This is a genomic window from Deinococcus sp. KSM4-11 (genome assembly GCF_004801415.1).
GTDB lineage: Bacteria > Deinococcota > Deinococci > Deinococcales > Deinococcaceae > Deinococcus.
Genome location: NZ_SSNX01000001.1, coordinates 237,364 through 256,500 on the forward strand (window position 1 = coordinate 237,364; position 19,137 = coordinate 256,500).

Consider the following 19,137-nt stretch of genomic DNA (forward strand, 5'->3'; position numbering starts at 1 on the left):
CGATCCGCTGCTGCTGCGCGCGGCGCTGAGCGGCCGGGGCGTGGTGGGGTTCGTGCCGACCATGGGCTACCTGCACGAGGGGCACGCGACCCTGATCCGACAGGCGCGCCGGGCATGCGACGTGGTGGTGCTGAGCATCTTCGTAAATCCGTTGCAGTTCGGGCCGAAGGAAGACCTCGCCAAGTACCCGCGTGACCTGGAACGGGACCTGCACGTGGCAGCTGAGGCTGGAGTGGACGCGGTGTTCTACCCGGAGGTCGGGACAATGTACCCGCCGGGCTTCGACACGCGGGTGGTGGTGTCCGGCGTGAGTGAGCCGCTGGATGGCGCCTCCCGGCCGGGGCATTTCGTGGGCGTGGCCACCGTGGTGCTGAAACTCCTGAATCTGGTGCGTCCGGACCGGGTGTTCCTGGGAGAGAAGGACTGGCAGCAGCTGGCGGTGCTGCGGCGCATGGTCACGGACTTGAACGTGCCGGTGGAAGTCGTGGGCGTGCCGACCGTGCGCGAGCCGTCCGGGCTGGCCATGAGCAGCCGCAACTCGTATCTGAGCGCCCCCCAGAAACAGCGTGCGGTGGTGCTGGTTCAGGCCCTGCGGGCCGTGCAGGCGGCGTACGCGGGCGGGGAGCGCCGGACGTCCGCCCTGCGCCAGGCGGGACTGGACGTGCTGGCGCACGAGCCCGACGCCGAGGTGGAGTACCTGGACGTGGTGGGCGGTGACCTGCGGGCCCCTGATTCCCTGGTCCGTGACACGGCGGAAAGGAACCGTGTGGACAATGATCCCATGACCCGCGTGCTCGTGGCCGCCCGCATGTACGGCGTGCGCCTGATCGACAACCTGCCCTTGGACGTGGGGACTGCCCCTGGAGGCGACGCATGACCCTGGACGAACTGCTCCGCGAGATGGTGACCCGCCGCGCCTCGGACGTGCACCTCCAGGCGGGCAGTCCACCGATGGGCCGCGTGGATGGGCAGCTGGTGCCTTTCGGCTCGCAGGCGCTGATGCCGCCCGACACGCTGGCCCTGGCCCAGGCGTTGATGCCGGCCGAGCAGTGGGACGATTTCGAGTACCGGCACGAGCTGGACCTGGCGTACTCGGTCTCGGGGCTGGGCCGATTCCGTTGTAACGTGTTCCGCCAGCGCGGCGCGGTCGGGATCGTCATGCGGATCGTCTCGGACGCCATTCCGGGCTTCGAATCCCTGGGCCTTCCGGCCGACCTGATGCGCAGCCTCGCGGACTCGCCGCGCGGCCTGATCCTGGTGACCGGCCCGACCGGGAGCGGCAAGAGCACCACGCTGGCCTCCCTGCTCGACCACATCAACCGGACGTTCGCTTACAACGTGATCACGGTGGAAGACCCCATCGAGATCCTGCACAAGAACAAGAAGAGCATTGTGGTGCAGCGCGAGATCGGCAGCGACACCCGCGACTTTCGCTCGGCGCTGAAGTACGCCATGCGTCAGGATCCGGACGTGATCATGATCGGCGAGATGCGCGACAAGGAGACCGTCGAGGCCGCGCTCTCGGCCGCGCAGACCGGCCACCTCGTGCTCTCGACCCTGCACACGCAGGACGCCGTGAGAAGCGTCAACCGCATCATCGATTTCTTCCCGCCCTACGAGCGCGACCAGATCCGCATCCACCTGTCCGAATCGCTGGTCGGCATCATCAGCCAGCGGCTCCTGAAGCGCTCGGACGGTGTGGGGCGGGTGCTGGCGCTGGAGATCATGCTGAACACGCCCCTGGTGCAGGATTACATCAAGGACGAGGAGAAGACGCCGCTGATCAAGGACGCCCTGATCGAGGACAACATTCGTGGCATGCACACCTTCGACCAGCACCTCGTGCAGCTGTACCGCAACCACCTGATCACCATGGACGAGGCCCTCGCGTCGGCCACCAGCCCGCACGAACTGAAGCTCATGGTCACGCGCAGCGGCATCGCCTTCTGAACGGCCCCCGCCCGCCTCTCCAGATTGTCCAGCCTGATTCCAACCTGCGTGTTATGGCGTGGTAAACTTCGCACTGTCAGACAGGCGTCAGTGGAAGTCCGGGTTTCTCGTTCACGTACCCCGGTTGCCCGATCCGCTCCACCCCGCGTGGAGCCCATTCACGGGCAAGAGTAGGGGCGAAGAGGCAGGCGAAAGAGCATGGCAGAAGTCATTCTGGAGCACATCAACAAGCGTTACGGCACCAAGCACCACGCGGTGAAGGACTTCAACCTTCACATTGCCGACCGGGAACTGATGGTGTTCGTCGGGCCGTCCGGCTGTGGCAAGTCCACCACCCTGCGCATGATCGCGGGCCTGGAGGACATCAGCGACGGCATCCTGAAGATCGGGGATCGCGTCGTGAACGACGTGCCGCCCAAAGACCGCGACATCGCCATGGTCTTCCAGAACTACGCGCTGTACCCGCACATGAACGTGTACGAGAACATGGCCTTCGGCCTGAAGCTCCGCAAGACCCCCAAGGAAGAGATCGACCGCCGCGTCCGTGACGCCGCGAAGATCCTCCAGATCGAGCACCTGCTGGGCCGCAAGCCCAAGGAGCTCTCCGGCGGGCAGCGCCAGCGCGTGGCCATGGGCCGCGCCATCGTGCGCGAACCGAAAGTGTTCCTGATGGACGAGCCGCTCTCGAACCTGGACGCCAAGCTGCGCGTCGAGATGCGCTCCCAGATCTCCCAGCTGCACCGCCGCCTGGGCGCCACGATCGTGTACGTGACGCACGACCAGGTGGAAGCCATGACGCTCGGCAACCGCATCGTCGTCATGCGCGACGGCGTGATCATGCAGGTCGACACGCCCATGAACCTCTACGATTTCCCGCAGAACAAATTCGTGGCCGGATTCATCGGCAGCCCCAGCATGAACTTCCTGACGGGCCGCGTGCAGAACGGCAACGTCGTGGTGGGTGACGGACAGGTCGCGCCGATGGGTCGCCTTGGCCAGAGCCTGAAGGCCTACGAGGGCAAGGACGTCGTCCTGGGCATCCGCCCCGAGCATGTCGGCCTGCCCGGCATTTCTGACCTGCCCGTCGGCACCAACCAGCTCAAAGGCACGGTCGTGGTGGTCGAGCCGCTCGGCGCGCAGACCGACCTGATCATCAACGTGGCCGGTCAGGATATGACCGTGAAGGTCGAAGGTCAGGCGCTCGTGCAGCCTGGCGACCACATCGACATCCTGCTCGACCAGACCCGCCTGCATGCCTTCGATCCGGCCACCGAGCTGGCCATCGACCGGGGCACGCCGGCCGGAACCCGTGGGCAGGCCGACACGCCCGGCCTGGGCTACGAGTACGCCAGCACCGCTGTCAGCGCGGACTGAACCCAGCTTCGCCGCACGCCGCCCCCGTGGGCGGCGTTTTCATGTGGCATGCAAGATCGCCGGTTTACCCTGCGGTCGCCCTTTACCGTGCCCGGACAGGCCGCTAGACTCCTCGGCATCCACTGCAGGCCAAGAAAGAACCAGCCCCAAGGAGCTTCCATGAACAAAGTGATACTGACCCTGACCGCCCTCGCGCTGCTCGCCACGACCGCCCAGGCCCGCACCTGGGACGACATCAAGAAATCCGGCACCATCAAGATCGCCACCGAGGGCGCGTTCCCGCCCTTCAACCTGCTCAAGGGCAAGGAACTCACGGGCTTCGAAGTCGACCTTGCCAACCAGCTCGCCAAAGATCTGGGCGTGAAGGTCGAGTGGATCACGCAGCCCTTCGACAATTTGCTGATCGGCCTGGGCCAGGATCGCTACGATTTCGTGATCGCCAGCCACGGCATCACGCCCGAGCGACAGAAAGCTGTGGATTTCGCCAACCCGCACTACTGCACGGGCGGCGCCATCGTCACCAAGCCCGGCGGTCCCATGACGGCCGCCGCGCTAAAGGGCAAGTCGGTGGCCGTGCAGGTCGGCACCACGTACCTGGAGAACGTGAGCAAGGTGCCGGGCGTGGGCGCCGTCAAGACCTTCCCCAAGGACACGGATGCACAGGCCGCGCTGATGGCGGGCCGCGTGGACGCCTGGGTGGGCGACAAGTTCACCGGGATCGACCTCGTGAAGGCGCAGAAGGGCAAGCTGGTGCAGGGCGCGCTGCTGTTCAACGAGCGGATCGGCATGGCCGTCAAGAAGGGCAACAGCTCCCTGCTGACGCAGCTCAATACGGCCCTGGCCCAGAGCATGAAGGACGGTACCTACGCCAAGCTCAGCAAGAGCTACTTCGGCGAGGACGTGCGCTGCAAGTAAGCGCCCCCTGACCCGGCGGGACGGCTCCAGTGGGGTCGTCCCGTTGCCATGGGCCGGGCTGGCGCCGTTCGGCCTGCCCACCGGGTCGCCGGTGTGGCATCATCCACCAAATGTCCATGCGATCACTGTCCGCATCCGGCCACCGGTCTCCGTGGGATCAGGCGTGACCGCCACGAAACCGGCCCGACCCCCCGGCGGGGGCTCGCTGCTGCTGTGGCTGGTCGGCGCGGTGCTGGCCTTTCTGGCGCTGTTCTTCGTGATCACCGTGATCCTGCGGCAGATGCCCGATCCCATCGGGCCGCGCGCCGACCTGTTCGTCGAGGGCGCGCAGATGACCCTGAAACTCACGGTCGTGAGCGGGTTCATCGGCCTGATCGTGGGGATGATCGCGGGCATCCAGAAGACGAGCGCCAGCCTGTGGGTGCGCGCCCCGGCGAACTTCTTCGTGTGGCTGGTGCGCGGCACGCCGCTGCTGGTGCAGATCCTGTTCGTGTACAACGCCCTGCCGCCCCTGCTGGCCGCGATCGGCATCAAGGTGCAGCTCGACGAGTTCTGGTCCGCCGTGATCGCCCTGGCCCTGAACGTCGGCGCGTACAACGCCGAGGTGATCCGCGCGGGCATCCTGGCCATTCCGCGCGGCCAGACGGAGGCGGCCCGCAGCCTGGGCCTGAGCGGCGCGCAGACCATGCGCACGGTCGTGCTGCCGCAGGCCCTGCGGATCGTGGTGCCTCCGCTGGTGAACAACCTCGTGGCGCTGCTGAAGGATTCCTCGCTGGCCTCGAGCATCGCGCTGCTGGAACTCACGCTGGCGGGCTCCCGCGTGTCTTCGGAGAGCTTCCAGCCGATCCCGGTGCTGACCACGGTGGCGATCGTGTACCTGGCCCTGACGAGCGTCATGACGATCTTCACGGACCAGCTCGAACGCCGCGTGAAGATCGCCACGCGCTGAGCCCTACCAGCCCCTGCGAAATTTGCCCGCGCTGGACGTCCAGTGCAAGGTCAGGGGGCGCGTCACCGCTTCCGGCAGGAGCCCGGACAGCAGGCAGGCCTGCTGCGCGGCGCGCGGCGCGACGGCCACGGCGGACAGCGTGCCGCCCTGCCGAGACGGAAGGTAGCTGACGTTCAGGGTCACGCCCCTGAGGCAGGCGGGCACTGGGCCGAGGTAGAAGTCCGTGTCCCGGATCAGGGGGATCACGGTGGCGTCCTTCACGGGTTTCAGGGTGCTTCCATCAAGCCAGCTGAAGGCCGTTCGGGTCTGACAACTGCCGGACGCGCACCACTCGCGGTTCACGACCAGCAGCGTGCGAGCGCCTGCACGGTACGTGGCGGCACGCAGGGTAGTAAAGACACTGCCGGCGGTGGTGGCCGAGTGACCGCGCCAGTCCAGGTAGCCGGCGCGGGTGTCCGTGACCTGGAGGCTGAACAGGTTCTGGAAGGCCGTCCAGTCCAGGTGTTCCCGGGCGGCGTAGGCGAGCAGCGACGTCTCGCCGGACACGGGCGTGAAGGCGTTCTTGAAGCTCCGCAGGCCGCCAAGGAGAGCGCTGTCCGGAGCTGGCGCGGGAGGGAGGGCACGGACACTGGGAACACCGCTCAGCAGCAGGGCCAGCAGGGCAGGGGCAGGGCGGAGCACATCGCCCGGTGTAGCACGCGGTATCTCACCGTTTTCTGATCGTCTGCCGGAGCCCGGACGCGGGTGTAGGGCGGTGTACTATCCTCAGACTGTCTGGAATCACTTCCACCGTCCGCGTCCTTTTCGCCCCCGTTCCCGGAGGTTCCCCATGACCATCTCCCGTTCCAGTGGCGTCCTGCTGCACCCCACCAGCCTTCCCGGCCCGTATGGCATCGGGGAACTGGGCGCGCAGACCCGCACCTTCATCGACTGGCTCACTGCCGCCGGCCAGAAGTACTGGCAGGTCATGCCGCTGGGGCCGACCGGCTATGGCGACAGCCCGTACCAGGCGTTCTCGGCCTTCGCCGGCAACCCCTACCTGATCGACCTGACCGAACTGCGTGCCGAGGGCCTGCTGCACGACGCGGATTTCCTGGCCGTACCGGACTTCAATCCGGGCAAGGTGGATTTCGGACAGCAGTTCATCTGGCGCAACCAGATGCTGGAACGCGCCTTTGCCCACTTCGCGTTCGGCGAGGGTGCGCGTCCCGAACTCGCCGAGGAGTTCGAGGCCTTCAAGGTCGCGGAGGCCTCGTGGCTCGACGATTACGCGCTGTTCATGGCCCTCAAGCGGCTGTACGGGGGCCTCCCATGGAACGCATGGGAGCCGGCGGTGCGCGACCGTGAGCCGCAGGCGCTGGCCACGGCCGCCGAGTCGCTGGGACAGGCGCTGGATCGTGTGAAGTTCACGCAGTTCCTGTTCTTCCGGCAGTGGAACGCGGCCCGCGCCTACGCGCACGATCGGGGCATCCAGATCATCGGGGACATCCCGATCTTCGTGGCGATGGACTCCAGCGACGCCTGGGCCAACCGCGCGCAGTTCTACTTCGACGACCAGGGCCAGCCGACCGTGGTGGCCGGGGTGCCGCCGGACTACTTCAGCGAGACCGGGCAGCTGTGGGGCAATCCGCTGTACCACTGGGACGTCATGCGTGAGGACGGGTACGCGTGGTGGATCGAGCGCTTCAAGGGCAGCCTGAAGCTGTACGACGTGATCCGCATCGACCACTTCCGGGGCTTCGCCGCGTACTGGGAAATTCCCTTCCCCGCCGAGACCGCCATCCACGGCCGCTGGGTGCCCGCCCCCGGCCATGAGATGTTCGAGGCCGTCCGCACGGCGCTGGGCGTCCTCCCGATCATCGCCGAGGATCTGGGCGTGATCACGCCGGACGTGGAGGCCCTGCGGGACGACTTCGAGTTCCCCGGCATGGCGGTTCTGCAGTTCGCGTTCGGCGGCGGGGACTTCAGCGTGAACGACTTCCTGCCGCACAACCTGCGTGAGAACCAGATCGTGTACACCGGTACCCACGACAACGACACCACGCGCGGCTGGTGGGCACACGCCGACGAGCAGGAGAAACACAACTTCCGCACCTACACGAACTCCGACCCCACCGAGGAGACCTTCGCGCCCCTCCTGACCCGGATTGCCTTCGAGACGCGCGCGAACCTCGCCGTGGTGCCCCTCCAGGACATCTTCAACCTGGGCACCGACGCCCGCATGAACCTGCCCGGCACGACCGGCGACCACAACTGGACATGGCGCTACAACGCCGCCGACCTGCGGCCGGATCTGGCGACCAGCCTGCGGAAGCTGACCGAGGAGACCCGCCGGGCGTAACAGACCGGGAGGCGGCCAGCCCGCTCGGGCGTGCTGCCTGCATTACCCTCAGTCCATGAAGCTCTACACGAAGACCGGCGACGGCGGCACCACGGGCCTGTACGGCGCAGACCGGGTCAGCAAGGCGAACATCCGCGTCGAGGCCTACGGCACGGTGGATGAACTGAACTCGGCCATCGGCCTCGCACGTGCGCACAACACGCGCAGCCACAAGCCCGATCCCGCCCTCGACGCTGACCTGGAGTACCTCCAGAACGCGCTGTTCGACGTGGGTGCCGACCTTGCCACCCGCAGCGGCACCACCTACGAGTCGAAGATCACACGCCTGGACGGGCAGGACGTGACCTTCGTCGAGGCCATGATCGACCGCTACCAGGAGGCCGCTCCACCCTTCACAGGCTTCGTCCATCCGGGGGGCACGCCCGCCGCCGCCGCGCTGCACGTGGCGCGCACGGTGGCCCGCCGCGCCGAACGCGAGGTGATCCGCCTGCTGCACGAGGAAGACGCCAACGCGCAGGTGCAGGTCTACCTCAACCGCCTCTCGGACCTGCTGTTCGTGATGGCCCGCGCCGCGAACCAGGCGGCCGGGATCGAGGAACACGCGTGGCTCGTGAAGGGTCGCCGGTAGGGGAGGACTTCTCAGAGAGCGATCATGGCAACAGTTTTGTAATCGCTCCTTTCTCTCACTTCATCCGCTTTGCCCTGACGACCTCTGTTCCTGTTGGACACCCGATGAGCCTTTGCGGATGACAGCGGCAATCACACGTGCCCCACGCCGCGCCTCCTCCACTGTCAGGGCACCGAAGCCCAGAACCAGCGCTTGCGGACAATCTGGGGTCAGGGCGTAGGTGTCCAGCGTCGTGACATGGACTCCCCGTCCGGCCAGGGCCGCCGCGGCCTCCTGCGCGTCCAGATCGCCGTGCAGGTGCAAGCACACGTGCAGGCCCGCCTCGATGCCGCCCAGGGTGGCGAGCGGCGCCAGAGGCGCCAGTTCCTGCGTGAGGGCCTCCCGCACCTGGGCGTGCCAGCGCCGCGCCCGGCGGATGTGCCGGTCGATGTGCCCGCCCGTGAGGAGCCACGTCACGGCCTGTTGCATAGGGAGCGGATGCCCGAAGTCGAGCAACGTGCGGGCGCGCACCAGGGCCGGAATCAGGGCCAGAGGGGCCGTCAGGAAGCCGGTGCGCACGCCCGGCATCAGCACCTTGCTCAGGCTGCCCAGGTACAGCACGCGCCCGCCTCCCGCGTCCAGACTGGCCAGGGTCGGCAGGGGTGGAGCGTCGTAGCGGAATTCGCCGTCGTAATCGTCCTCGACGATCAGGGCGTCGTGGCGTCTGGCCCACTCCAGCAGCGCCAGCCGGCGGGGCAGGCTCATCCGGCCGCCCAGCGGGAACTGGTGGCTGGGCGTCACAAACACCAGCCGCGCCGGGGGCGAATCCGGGCCGATCCTCAGGCCGCCCTCGTCCACCGGTATCGGAATAACCGTGTGCCCGGCGTCGAGCAGCACCTGCCGCGCCGCGCGGTAGCCGGGCTCCTCGAACACCACCGCCGAGCCGGGCGGCAGCAGGGCGCGCACGATCAGATTCAGGGCGTGCAGCGTGCCAGCCGTGACGACCACGGCGTCCGGCGTCACGGCCAGGCCACGCTGCCGGGCCACGAAGGCGGCCAGGGCCACCCGCAGGTCACGCTCCCCCGCCGGATCGCCGTACTGACCGCCCACGGGAAGGCGTGCGGCGACCGCCCATGCCTGCCGCCACGCCCGCAGATCGAGCATGCGGGTGGTCGTCACGCCCGACTGGAAGACCACGCCGTCCGACGGCAGCGGCCCGTCGACTGGCGGGGCCAGGAACGATGTGACCCAGGGGGGTGGGCGTATCACCTGTCCCTGAGGAGCCTGCGCGGCGCCGTCCGGCACCAGCGTGCCCCGGCCCACGCTGGCCTCCAGCGTGCCGTCCGCGACCAGGGTGGCGTACGCGTCCGCGACCACGCCCCGCGTGACGCCCAGCGACGCGGCCAGCGTGCGCGTGCCGGGCAACGCCGATCCTCCCGGCAGGGTGCCGGACAGCACCGCCGCGCGGAGCCGCCCGCTCAGCTGCGCGTGCAAGGATTCGCCTGTGCCGCGTTCCAGCGTCACCGGGAAGGGCAGGCCGTCGATCCGCGCGCCACGAAGTGGACTGCTTGAAAGATGCCGAAGTGGAGCTGTCTCGGAGTCCACCATGCGGCTAGTGTACGACCATGACCGATCTGCGCTCCCTTCGCCCGGTGGCCATCGCGGACGCTGCCCTGGCCCTGCCCGCGCTGCGGGCACTGCGACCGCATTCGCCCGCGACCGCGAGCGCCGAGGGCCTGCAGACCCATCTTCGCGCCGTGGAGCCCGAGGGGTATCGGCTGACCGGAGCCTTCGAGGCGGGCCGCCCGGAGGCCGCCGCGATTGCCGGCTACCGCGTCATCACGAACCTGTGGGAGGGCCGCACCCTCTACCTCGACGACCTGAGCACCGTCCCAGACGCGCGTGGGCGCGGGCACGCCGGGGCGCTGCTGGACTGGCTGGACGTCGAGGCCCGCCGCCTGGACTGCGTGGCGCTGCATCTGGACTCCGGCACCGGAGCGACTCGCTTCGCAGCGCACCGGCTGTACCACGCACACGGCCTGACCATCAGCGCCCACCACTTCAGCAAGGCGCTGGGGAGCGGGGAGCCGACATGACCCGGATCGTCGGCCTCCTGATCTTCGACGACATCGAGGTGCTCGATCTGGGCGGCCCCTTCGAGGTGTTGAGCGTCGCCTCGCGCCTCGCCGTGCGGAGTGGCGAAGACGCGCCGTTCCAGCCGCTGCTGATCGCCCGTGACCTCCAGCCCGTCTCGGCGCGGGGCGGGCTGCGCGTGCTGCCGCAGTTCACGCTGACGGATCACCCGCCGCTGGACGTGCTGCTCGTGCCGGGCGGTGTGGTGGATGCCGTGCAGGCCGACCCGCTGGTCGTGGCGTGGGTACGGGCCCAGGCCGCCAGGGCGGAACTGACGGCCTCGGTCTGTACAGGTGCCTTCGTGCTCGCCCAGGCCGGCGTGCTGGACGACCGCCGTGTGACCACCCACTGGGAGGATCAGGCCGATCTGGCGCGGCAGTTTCCCGCCCTGACCGTCGTGCCGGACGTGTCCTGGGTGGATACGGGCGACGTGGTGACCTCGGGCGGGATCAGCGCGGGCATCGACATGACATTGCATCTCGTCGAGCGGCTGCACTCCCGCGCCCTGGCCGAGCGCACAGCCCGGCAGATGGCCTATTCCTGGATGGATGGCAGGTGGAACGAGGCGGGCGCATGACGGATCACTATGATCCCGCCGTCCGAGACCCGTCGCTCAGCCGCCGACCCCAGAACCGCCGGGACGACGCGTGGATTCAGGCGCTCCTCCTGCGCGTCCGGATCGGGCGGGTGGCGACCGTGTGGCAGTCGGCAGACGGGCACGCCACGCTGTTCATCACGCCGCTGGCCTTCGCGTACCGCCCGCAGGAGCACGATCTCGTGTACCACACGAACATCACCGGACGCCTGCGGGCCAACACGGGTCAGGGCCACCCGGCGACCTTCGAGGCGTCCGAGATCGGTGGGCTACTGCCCAGCTCGTCTCCCCTGGAACTGTCCGTGCAGTACCGCAGCGTGATCGTGTTCGGCACCGCCCACCTCATCGACGATGTAGACGGCAAGCGCAGGGCGCTCACCACGCTGTCGGAACGCCTCTTCCCGGACCTGACGGTGGGCCGCGAGACCCGGCCGATCCTGGACAGTGATCTGGCCCGCACGTCCGTGTACTCGCTGAAGATCGAGCGCTGGAGCGGCAAGGAGAACTGGCCGGCCGCCGCCCTTCAGGACGACGGCTGGCGCGCGCTGACGCCCGAGCAGGCGCGGCTGCGCCCCGCGCAGGAGGTTCACCCATGAGCAAGCGACACGTCCCCCACCACGGAGTCCAGGCATGACCCGCCGCGACGCCCTGGACATGTTCCTGCTCTCGGCCTTCTGGGGTGTGTCGTTTCTGCTGATCCGCTACTCGGGCGAGGTGTTCCCGCCCGTGTGGGTGGCGCTGCTCCGGTCGGTGTGCGGAGCGCTGGTGCTGTTCGCGGCCCTGCGGCTGGGCCGTCATTCGCTGCCCCCAGTGCGGCTGTGGCGGCCGCTGCTGCTGGTGGCCCTGTTCAACAACGTCCTGCCGTGGACGTTCTTCGCGTGGGGCGAGCAGACGGTCAGCTCCAACATCGCTGCGATCATCAACGCGACCACGCCGCTGTTTGCCCTGCTGATCGGCCTGACCCTGCGCGAATCGCGGCTGCGCAGTCCCATAATTGCCGGAGTATTCCTGGGTCTGGGGGGCGTGGCGCTCACCGTGTCGGGTGGGCTGGGTGGCGGGCACGCCACCGTGCAGGGCGCGATCGTGCTGCTGATCGCCTCGCTCGGGTACGCGGTCGCCACGACCATCGCCAAGCGCACGCTGGCGGGCCTCGATTCGGTGGGATTGGCGACCACGCAACTCGGTCTGAGTGCCCTGATGCTGCTGCCCATCGCGCTCGGCGGAGCGCACCCGGCCACGCTGACGACCCGTGCGGTGGTGTCCGTGATCTTCCTGGGCGTGGTCGGCAGCGGTCTGGCGTACCTGCTGTATTACGGCCTGCTGGCGCGCGTGTCGCCCACCCAGCTCACGGCCGTCACGTACGCGCTGCCCGTGTGGGGCCTGGGCTGGGCCGCGCTGGCCGGAGAACCCGTGGGCGTGATCTCCCTGGTGGGCGTGATCGTGGTGCTGGCGGGGCTGGGGCTGATCAATCTGCCGCCCCGCCGGCCCCGGCCCGCGCCGTCCACCTGAGATCGGCCGGGCTGGACACCGGCCATGACGCGCAGAACCCGAACGCCTACACTGGACGGACGACCTGAGGAGGACTTCCCTATGACAACCCCAGAGGCAGCAACCCAGAGCAAGTGGCTGGACGCCGAACTGAAGTACGACAGCGGCGTGTACAACAAGCACCATGTGGTCATGACACGCGGTCTGAGCGCCACCGTGTGGGACGAGACCGGACGTTCGTACATCGACTGCGTGGCGGGCTACGGCGTGGCGAACATCGGGCACAGCCACCCGGACGTGGTGAAGGCCATCAAGGATCAGGCCGACCGGCTGATCGTGATGCCCCAGACCCTGCCGAACGACAAACGTGCCGAGTTCCTGACCGAATTGGTCGGCGTGCTGCCGCAGGGCCTCGACCGCGTGTTCCTGTGCAACAGCGGCACGGAGGCGATGGAGGCGGCCAAGAAGTTCGCCATCACGGGCACCGGCCGCAAGCGGTTCGTGTCGTTCCGGCGGGGCTTCTCCGGACGGTCGCTGGGCGCGCTGGCCTTCACGTGGGAACCCAAGTACCGCGAGCCCTTCGGCGACGCCGTGGACAACAAGAACGTGGACTTCGTGACCTACGGGAATATCGAGGAATTGCGCGCCGCCATCACCGACCAGACGGCCGCCGTGATCATGGAACCCGTGCAGGGCGAGGGGGGGGTGCGTCCGGCCAGCATCGAGTTCATGCAGGAGGCCCGCCGCCTGACCAAGGAGAAGGGCGCGCTCCTGATCCTCGACGAGATCCAGACGGGTTTCTGCCGCACCGGCAAGTTCTTCGCCTGCGAGCACTCCGGCGTGATCCCGGACGCCATGACGCTCGCCAAGGCCATGGCCGGCGGCCTGCCCGTCGGCGCACTGGCCATGACCGCCGAGGTCGCCGACCGCATGCCCGCTGGTGGGCACGGCACGACCTTCGGCGGGAACCCCCTGACCATGGCGGCGGGCGTGGCCGCGATCCGCGCCATGAAGCGCGAGGGCATGGCCGAACAGGCCCGCGAGAAGGGCGCGTACTTCATGGAGAAACTGCGCGCCATCCAGAGCCCCAAGATCCGCGAGGTGCGCGGCCTGGGCCTGATGATCGGCGTGGAGCTCAAGGAGAAGAGCGCGCCATACATTCACGCGCTGGAACACGATGAGGGCGTCCTGAGCCTCCAGGCGACGCCGCTGGTCGTGCGGTTCCTGCCGCCCATCACCATCAGCAGGGAGCAGATTGACACGGTCGTCGCGGCCTTCGAGCGTGTCCTCGGCAGCGTCAATCCTCGCGCCGAGCGGCAGGCCGAACTCGCGCAGGGTGCAGAAGACAAGCAGACCGAGTAAGTGCAGGATGGGTAGGGCGGCCGGGCGGGGGATACCCACCGGCCGCCCTACCCGTCGGGCACCCCCACACCGCCCGGACTGTGATGACCTGTGACCCATTCGCGCGCGTTATTCCCTACACTGAAGGGGATGAAGGTCTGGATTGGGGGAGCTCTGGGAGTCGCGCTGCTGGGTACGGCGCTGGCGATGGGTGTGGCGTCGCAACCGAGCGGGACGCTCGCGCCGGGCCTGCACGTGGGCGGCGTGGATGTGGGCGGAATGACCCGGGCGCAGGCGCTGGCGGCCGTCGCGCAACAGGCCCCAGCGGCGCCGCAGGTGACCGTCACGGCCGGCACCAGCACGTGGACGCTGCCCGCAGAGCAGCTCGGCTGGCACGCCGACGCGGAGGCCAGCCTGAAACCCGCCGAACTGGCCAGCGCGGGTCGGGGCATCATCGAGCGCCTCCAGGCCCTGGTCGGTCAGGCGAAGATGCAGGACTTCCCGCTCGTGACCACCGTGAACGCCGACCGGGCGCATTCCACCCTGAGCACCCTGGTGCGCGGCGTGGGCGTGTCACCCCGGAATGCCAGCGTGATCTTCGACAAGACCACCAAGCGCTACGCCGTGAAGCCCGACACGGCCGGGCAGCAGCCCGATGTGGACGCCGCCGTGAGTGCCTACACGGCCGCGCCCGTCAGCACGACGTTGAACATCCCGCTGCGGGTGCAGGCGGCCGAGCGCCCGGCGGCCCTGGTGCAGCCCCTGGTCGACCAGGGCAACGCGCTGGTGCGGCCATTCAAGGTACAACTGGCCGGCACCACCCGCACGGGCATCCTGAGTGCCCTGCAGGTCGCGAACCTGTACTGGGTTCGCCCGGACGGCATTGAGGCCGACGAGTCTGCCATGAAGGTCGCCTTCGGACAGCTGACGGGCTACATCGACCTGCCCGCGCAGGACGCCCGCTACGCGCTCAAGGGGACGCAGCTCGTCAAGGTGCCCGAGAAGGCCGGTACCGTGACGGATCGCCCCGCCGCGTACGCTGCGTTCAAGGCGGCGGTGCTGGACAGCACGAAGGCGCAGCTCCTGCTGCCCAGCAAGGCCAGCACCCCGACCCTGACGCTGGCGCAGCTGCCGGATCCTGGCAAGCTGGAGCTGATCACGGTCGGCAAGAGCACGTACTACCACTCCAGCGTGGCGCGGCGCACGAACGTCGCGAACGCCGCCGCGAAGATCAATGGCGCGGTCGTTCCGGCCGGCGAGGTCTTCAGTTTCCTGAACACCCTGGGCGGCATCAGTGCCGGGAACGGCTTCGTCAGCGGTCTGATCATCAGCGGCGGTCGCACGGTGGACGGCCTGGGCGGCGGGGTCTGCCAGGTCAGCACGACCACCTTCCGCGCGCTGTACCAGGCCGGCCTGCCCGTGGTGGAGCGCAACCAGCATTCCTACCGCGTGGGCTACTACGAGCCGCAGGTGGGCTTCGAGGCCGCCGTGTACGATCCGGGCGTCGACCTGAAATTCAGGAACGACACGGGCGCCCCCATCCTGATCAAGACCGTGAACGACAACGCGCGCAGCACGCTTCAGGTTCAGGTCTGGGGCATCAAACCCGCGCGTAGCGTGTACATCAGCCCGGCGACCATCCTGGCGCGCACGCCCCACCCACCCGCGCAGTACATCGTGAACCCGAAGCTGCGTCCCGGCGCCATGAATCAGGTGGACTGGGCCGCCGACGGCTTCAACCTGTACATCACCCGCACCATTAAGGACGGCGCCGGAGTACGCACCGACGTGACCAAGACGATCTACAAACCCTGGCGCGCCGTGTACGAGATCGGCCCCAGGGGCTGAGCCGATCTGAACATGGTCACCTAGCGCTCGCCCCGCGCGATCCGGCGCTGCGGTGAGTCCTCGGACAGTTGCATCAGTTCGATCAGGTGCCCGTCGGCATCGCGGATCCAGGCCTGGAGGTTGTGATCCTTGCCCACCTGCGGCTCGATCAGGATCGGCACGCCCCCGGCCCGCAGCGCCTCGACGTCGCCCCGCAGATCATCACTGCGCAGGCACAGGTGAAAGTACCCGGTGGGCGGCCCGAAGCTGCTGGACGGTGAAGCGTCGTCCTGGGCCGGAGCGGGAGCACCGTCTTCGGCGGGGAACAGCTCGATGAAGCGGTCACCACCCACATGCAGGTACACGAGCATCAGCGTGCCGTCGTCGTGGTGGATCCGGAAGGCCTCGTGAATGCCCAGGCGGGCGTAGAAGGCGAGGCTGGCGTCCAGGTCGTGTACCAGGAAGGCGAGATGCGCGAGATCCGTGATCATGAGACTCCCGAGGTGCTGGGGTGCAGGCGTGAGGTCGAGCGCGCCGGTTCGATCTGCTGTGGCCGCAGGGTTCGGCAAGGGAAGCCCTTGAACGGATCGTTCAGCCTCCAGGCACCATGGGAACCCTGGAATCGGTCGGTGCAGCCAGCGCGCGTGTGGTCAGGGAAAGGCCAGGTGGGGCCGTGGAGCCACGCACGATCAGTTCGGTGGTGAACAGGGGGGGCTGGGGCGGCGTCCCCCCTTCGGCGAGCTGCACGAGCAGATGCACGGCCGCCGCGCCGATCTCGTGCAGGGGCTGGCGTACGGTGGTGAGCTGAGGGTTGCTCTCGCTGGCGATGGGCAGGCCGTCGAAGCCCACCACCGAGAGGTCGTCCGGCACCCGCAGGCCCAGATCCTGCGCCACGTGGATCGCGCCGACGGCCATGGCGTCGCAGGCGGCGAAGATCGCGGTAGGCGGCCGTGTCAGGTGCAGCAGGCGCCGGGTGGCGGCCTCGCCGCTGGCCTTGGTGTAGTCCCCCTGCTGCACGTAGCCGCGCGGCACCCGCAGGCCCGCCGCGTGCATGGCGTCGTGGTAGGCGCGCAGGCGCTCCTGACCGTCGTCCCGCGCGGTGTCCCTGGTGGGGCGTCCGGTCGTGGGATCCGGGAGGTGTGCGCCCAGGCCGGTGATGGTGGCGATCCGCGTGTGGCCCAGGCCGAGCAGATGGGTCATGGCCTGCCGCGCCCCTCCGTAGTTGTCGACGCCGAGCGGACGCCCGCTCGGCCCGTCGACACTGACCACGTGTTCGGGGAGTTCGGCGGGCGAGAGCCGGGTGTGGTGGTCGGGCTGGATCAGGAGTGCGCCCACCGCCAGTCGGCTCATCACCGACAGGTCGGAGGAGGGCCGTTGACCGGCCATCAGCACCACCAAGTCGTAGGCGAGCGTGTCGGCGGCCTCAGCGGCGCCCATCAGCACCTCGCTGACATACGGCAGGTTCAGCTGCCGGGTGACGACGCTGAGCATCCGGCCCCGCCCGCCGGCCAGCGCGCGGGCCATCGGGTTGACACGGTAGCCGGTCTCCTCGATGGCGTCCAGTACGCGCTGGCGGGTCTGCGGGCGGACGTTGGGTTTGTTGTTGATGACGTTCGAGACGGTCATGGCCGAGACCCGTGCCTGATGGGCGACGTCCGCGATGGTGATGGGTCTGTGCGCCTGGGTCATGAGCAGCCTGTGACAACGGTCATGGGTGAACGCCCCTTTACTTTCTGGAGTTTATAGCGTTACACTACCCCTGCACTTACAATCCGTCAACTGGACTTGCGTCCTCAGATCCGCTCCAGCACGTCGTTTTTCGTCTTCCATCACGGTTTTTAGCGCTATAGCGATGGCGCTGTTCCGGAGGTCACCATGAAGAAAGCCCTGACGCTCACCGCCCTGGTCTCGACCCTGCTGCTCAGCACCGCCTATGCGCAGAAGACCTTCACCGTGGTACGGCCCACGCAGTGGGGGGCACAGAACATGAACCCCTTCGCGCCGAACGATCAGCGCCTGGGGGCCACCGCCTCCACCATTTACGAGTCGCTGTTCTTCGTGAACATGCTCGACGGGAAGGTGACCGAGGTGCTGGGCACCAAGTATGCCTGGAGCAAGGACAACCGCACCCTGACCATCACCACCCGTTCTGGCGCGAAGTGGACGGATGGCACGCCCTTCACCGCCAAGGACGCCGCCTTCACCTTCAACTACATCAAGCAGTACCCGGCGCTTGACCTCTCTGCGCTGTGGAAGAACGGACTGGCTTCGGCCAAGGCAACCAACGACACCACGCTGGTGCTGACCTTCAACAAGACCAACACGCCGATCTTCACGGATCTTGCCGGCCAGCTGATCGTGCCCGAGCACATCTGGAGCAAGATTACGGCCCCCATCACCGAACAGAACGCCAAGCCCGTGGGTACCGGGCCCTTCGTCTTCGACCAGTACAGCCAGCAGGCCGTGCGCGTCGTGAAGAATCCCAACTACTGGATGAAGGATAAGCCGTACATCGACGCGGTCGTGTGGGTCGCCACCAACAGCAACGACGCCGCGCAGCTGAAACTGATGAAGGGCGAGGCGGACTTCGGCTACATCGGCCTGTCCGATCCCGTCGGCGGCTTCCAGAAGAAGGGCGCAAACAATGCGTTCTACTGGCCGGTCGACAACGGCAACTACCTGTACTTCAACACCACCAAGGCCCCCTTCAACGACGCGGCCTTCCGCCGGGGCCTCTCGCAGGCGGTCAACACCGCTGACGTGGCCCTCAAGGCCTACTCGGGTGTGGCCAAGGGCTCGCACAGCAGCGGCATCATTCCCGCGCAGCTCAAGTCCTGGCTGCCGGCCGGCCTCAGCTCGATGAAGTTCGACCCCGCCGCCGCCGATAAGGCCCTCACGGACGCCGGTTACAAGAAGGACGGCAATGGCACCCGCCTGGGCAAGGACGGCAAGGCCCTGCCCACCTTCAAGATCCTGGTGGGGGCCGGCTGGACTGACTACATCACCATGGCGACGACCATCAGCGAGAACCTGAAAAAGGTCGGCATCGCCACCAGCGTGGATCAGCAGCAGTGGAGCAGCTACTCCGGCGGCCTGCAATCGGCCACCTACGACATGGGCATCAGCTGGGGCTGGGGCAACGGCCCGACGCCCTACCTGCTGTACTACAAGAGCTTCGACCCGGACTTCAGCGCGCCGGTCGGCAAGACCGCGCCCTCGAACCTGGCGCACTACACCAACCCGGTCATCACCAAAGCGCTCGAAACCTACCGCAGCAGCAGCGACATGGCCGTGCAGAAAAAGGCCATCGGGGACATCGCGAAGATCGTCATGCAGGACATGCCCTTCTTGCCGTTGACCGACCGCAGCGAGTTCGCCGACTTCAACACCAGCAAGTTCACGGGCTTCCCCAGCGCGGAAAACCCGTATAACTACGGCAACCCCGATGATTCTATCGGCGCGCGCCTGATGTACCTGAACGTCAAGCCCAAGTAAGGCGGCTGCGCAGCTCGCGCGCAGCGGCGGTCTCACGGTCAAACGGTCTAACCGCAAAAGCGTGTCTCTGACAATCTTTGTGCGGTTAGGCCTTCGACTTTAGACCCTCAGCAAGAGGTTTC

18 protein-coding genes are annotated in these 19,137 nt (G+C 67.8%); 14 read left to right on the forward strand and 4 right to left on the reverse strand.

What is annotated here, in order from left to right; all coding sequences use genetic code 11:
- The first annotated feature begins 61 nt into the window (after nucleotides 1–61).
- The 5 genes from panC (at nucleotide 62) to E7T09_RS01240 (ending at nucleotide 5,188) form a co-directional block, all read left to right on the forward strand.
- The gene (gene panC, locus E7T09_RS01220) at nucleotides 62–877 is read left to right on the forward strand and encodes a pantoate--beta-alanine ligase (protein WP_240741658.1); all 816 of its coding nucleotides are present in this window, start codon (nucleotides 62–64) and stop codon (nucleotides 875–877) included.
- The gene (locus tag E7T09_RS01225) at nucleotides 874–1,950 is read left to right on the forward strand and encodes a type IV pilus twitching motility protein PilT (protein ID WP_136387323.1); all 1,077 of its coding nucleotides are present in this window, start codon (nucleotides 874–876) and stop codon (nucleotides 1,948–1,950) included. The genes panC and E7T09_RS01225 overlap by 4 nt, the downstream gene beginning before the upstream one ends.
- A 198-nt stretch (nucleotides 1,951–2,148) precedes the next feature.
- Entirely contained in the window at nucleotides 2,149–3,324 is a 1,176-nt protein-coding gene (locus E7T09_RS01230) for an ABC transporter ATP-binding protein (RefSeq protein ID WP_136387324.1), read from the forward strand.
- A 159-nt stretch (nucleotides 3,325–3,483) separates the two neighbouring features.
- Nucleotides 3,484–4,239, forward strand: a complete 756-nt coding sequence (locus tag E7T09_RS01235) for an ABC transporter substrate-binding protein (RefSeq protein WP_136387325.1) — start codon at nucleotides 3,484–3,486, stop codon at nucleotides 4,237–4,239.
- 163 nt (nucleotides 4,240–4,402) lie between these two features.
- Nucleotides 4,403–5,188: an amino acid ABC transporter permease gene (locus E7T09_RS01240; RefSeq protein ID WP_168734648.1), complete on the forward strand. Its 786-nt coding sequence runs from the start codon at nucleotides 4,403–4,405 to the stop codon at nucleotides 5,186–5,188.
- Nucleotides 5,189–5,191: 3 nt separating this feature from the next.
- Here the strand turns inward: E7T09_RS01240 and E7T09_RS01245 are convergent, their stop codons facing one another.
- Nucleotides 5,192–5,869 carry a hypothetical protein gene (locus tag E7T09_RS01245; protein WP_136387326.1) on the reverse strand — a complete coding sequence of 226 codons (678 nt, stop codon included), beginning with the start codon at nucleotides 5,867–5,869 and terminating at the stop codon, nucleotides 5,192–5,194.
- 148 nt (nucleotides 5,870–6,017) lie between these two features.
- Here E7T09_RS01245 and malQ point away from each other — a divergent pair, with 148 nt between their 5' ends.
- The gene (malQ, locus tag E7T09_RS01250) at nucleotides 6,018–7,529 is read left to right on the forward strand and encodes a 4-alpha-glucanotransferase (protein WP_136387327.1); all 1,512 of its coding nucleotides are present in this window, start codon (nucleotides 6,018–6,020) and stop codon (nucleotides 7,527–7,529) included.
- Nucleotides 7,530–7,584: 55 nt separating this feature from the next.
- Nucleotides 7,585–8,157 (forward strand): cob(I)yrinic acid a,c-diamide adenosyltransferase, encoded by a 573-nt coding sequence (locus E7T09_RS01255; protein WP_136387328.1) that lies wholly within the window; start codon nucleotides 7,585–7,587, stop codon nucleotides 8,155–8,157.
- 60 nt (nucleotides 8,158–8,217) lie between these two features.
- Here the strand turns inward: E7T09_RS01255 and E7T09_RS01260 are convergent, their stop codons facing one another.
- A complete protein-coding gene (locus E7T09_RS01260; RefSeq protein ID WP_168734649.1) occupies nucleotides 8,218–9,744 on the reverse strand; it encodes a PLP-dependent aminotransferase family protein in 1,527 nt (508 codons plus the stop codon).
- A 17-nt stretch (nucleotides 9,745–9,761) separates the two neighbouring features.
- Between E7T09_RS01260 and E7T09_RS01265 the strand changes: the two genes are divergently transcribed.
- The 6 genes from E7T09_RS01265 to E7T09_RS01290 all read left to right on the forward strand — a co-directional run bounded on the left by E7T09_RS01265 (nucleotide 9,762) and on the right by E7T09_RS01290 (nucleotide 15,541).
- On the forward strand, nucleotides 9,762–10,232 hold the full coding sequence (locus E7T09_RS01265; protein WP_136387329.1) for a GNAT family N-acetyltransferase: 471 nt from the start codon (nucleotides 9,762–9,764) through the stop codon (nucleotides 10,230–10,232).
- The gene (locus E7T09_RS01270; RefSeq protein ID WP_136387330.1) at nucleotides 10,229–10,846 is read left to right on the forward strand and encodes a DJ-1/PfpI family protein; all 618 of its coding nucleotides are present in this window, start codon (nucleotides 10,229–10,231) and stop codon (nucleotides 10,844–10,846) included. Before E7T09_RS01265 ends, E7T09_RS01270 begins: the two co-directional genes overlap by 4 nt.
- Entirely contained in the window at nucleotides 10,843–11,460 is a 618-nt protein-coding gene (locus E7T09_RS01275; protein WP_136387331.1) for a pyridoxamine 5'-phosphate oxidase family protein, read from the forward strand. Before E7T09_RS01270 ends, E7T09_RS01275 begins: the two co-directional genes overlap by 4 nt.
- 34 nt (nucleotides 11,461–11,494) lie before the next feature.
- The gene (locus E7T09_RS01280) at nucleotides 11,495–12,373 is read left to right on the forward strand and encodes a DMT family transporter (protein WP_136387332.1); all 879 of its coding nucleotides are present in this window, start codon (nucleotides 11,495–11,497) and stop codon (nucleotides 12,371–12,373) included.
- A gap of 81 nt (nucleotides 12,374–12,454) precedes the next feature.
- A complete protein-coding gene (locus E7T09_RS01285) occupies nucleotides 12,455–13,714 on the forward strand; it encodes an aspartate aminotransferase family protein (RefSeq protein WP_136387333.1) in 1,260 nt (419 codons plus the stop codon).
- 129 nt (nucleotides 13,715–13,843) lie between these two features.
- Complete coding sequence (locus tag E7T09_RS01290) at nucleotides 13,844–15,541, forward strand: VanW family protein (protein WP_136387334.1); 1,698 nt, start codon at nucleotides 13,844–13,846, stop codon at nucleotides 15,539–15,541.
- Between the two features lie 20 nt (nucleotides 15,542–15,561).
- On the opposite strand, the gene E7T09_RS01295 is transcribed toward E7T09_RS01290, so the two are convergent.
- Complete coding sequence (locus tag E7T09_RS01295) at nucleotides 15,562–16,089, reverse strand: VOC family protein (protein WP_136387335.1); 528 nt, start codon at nucleotides 16,087–16,089, stop codon at nucleotides 15,562–15,564.
- 22 nt (nucleotides 16,090–16,111) lie between these two features.
- Complete coding sequence (locus E7T09_RS01300; RefSeq protein WP_136387336.1) at nucleotides 16,112–17,209, reverse strand: LacI family DNA-binding transcriptional regulator; 1,098 nt, start codon at nucleotides 17,207–17,209, stop codon at nucleotides 16,112–16,114.
- Nucleotides 17,210–17,395: 186 nt separating this feature from the next.
- On the opposite strand from E7T09_RS01300, the gene E7T09_RS01305 reads away from it, so the two are divergent.
- Nucleotides 17,396–19,015 carry an ABC transporter substrate-binding protein gene (locus tag E7T09_RS01305; protein ID WP_136387337.1) on the forward strand — a complete coding sequence of 540 codons (1,620 nt, stop codon included), beginning with the start codon at nucleotides 17,396–17,398 and terminating at the stop codon, nucleotides 19,013–19,015.
- The last annotated feature ends 122 nt before the right edge of the window (nucleotides 19,016–19,137 follow it).

Coding starts and splice junctions, on each gene's coding strand:
- panC (WP_240741658.1), top strand. CDS start 62: ATGGGCTACCTGCACGAGGGGCACGCGACCCTGATCCGACAGGCGCGC.
- E7T09_RS01225 (WP_136387323.1), top strand. CDS start 874: ATGACCCTGGACGAACTGCTCCGCGAGATGGTGACCCGCCGCGCCTCG.
- E7T09_RS01230 (WP_136387324.1), top strand. CDS start 2,149: ATGGCAGAAGTCATTCTGGAGCACATCAACAAGCGTTACGGCACCAAG.
- E7T09_RS01235 (WP_136387325.1), top strand. CDS start 3,484: ATGAACAAAGTGATACTGACCCTGACCGCCCTCGCGCTGCTCGCCACG.
- malQ (WP_136387327.1), top strand. CDS start 6,018: ATGACCATCTCCCGTTCCAGTGGCGTCCTGCTGCACCCCACCAGCCTT.
- E7T09_RS01255 (WP_136387328.1), top strand. CDS start 7,585: ATGAAGCTCTACACGAAGACCGGCGACGGCGGCACCACGGGCCTGTAC.
- E7T09_RS01260 (WP_168734649.1), bottom strand. CDS start 9,744: ATGGTGGACTCCGAGACAGCTCCACTTCGGCATCTTTCAAGCAGTCCA.
- E7T09_RS01265 (WP_136387329.1), top strand. CDS start 9,762: ATGACCGATCTGCGCTCCCTTCGCCCGGTGGCCATCGCGGACGCTGCC.
- E7T09_RS01270 (WP_136387330.1), top strand. CDS start 10,229: ATGACCCGGATCGTCGGCCTCCTGATCTTCGACGACATCGAGGTGCTC.
- E7T09_RS01275 (WP_136387331.1), top strand. CDS start 10,843: ATGACGGATCACTATGATCCCGCCGTCCGAGACCCGTCGCTCAGCCGC.
- E7T09_RS01280 (WP_136387332.1), top strand. CDS start 11,495: ATGACCCGCCGCGACGCCCTGGACATGTTCCTGCTCTCGGCCTTCTGG.
- E7T09_RS01285 (WP_136387333.1), top strand. CDS start 12,455: ATGACAACCCCAGAGGCAGCAACCCAGAGCAAGTGGCTGGACGCCGAA.
- E7T09_RS01290 (WP_136387334.1), top strand. CDS start 13,844: ATGAAGGTCTGGATTGGGGGAGCTCTGGGAGTCGCGCTGCTGGGTACG.
- E7T09_RS01300 (WP_136387336.1), bottom strand. CDS start 17,209: ATGACCCAGGCGCACAGACCCATCACCATCGCGGACGTCGCCCATCAG.
- E7T09_RS01305 (WP_136387337.1), top strand. CDS start 17,396: ATGAAGAAAGCCCTGACGCTCACCGCCCTGGTCTCGACCCTGCTGCTC.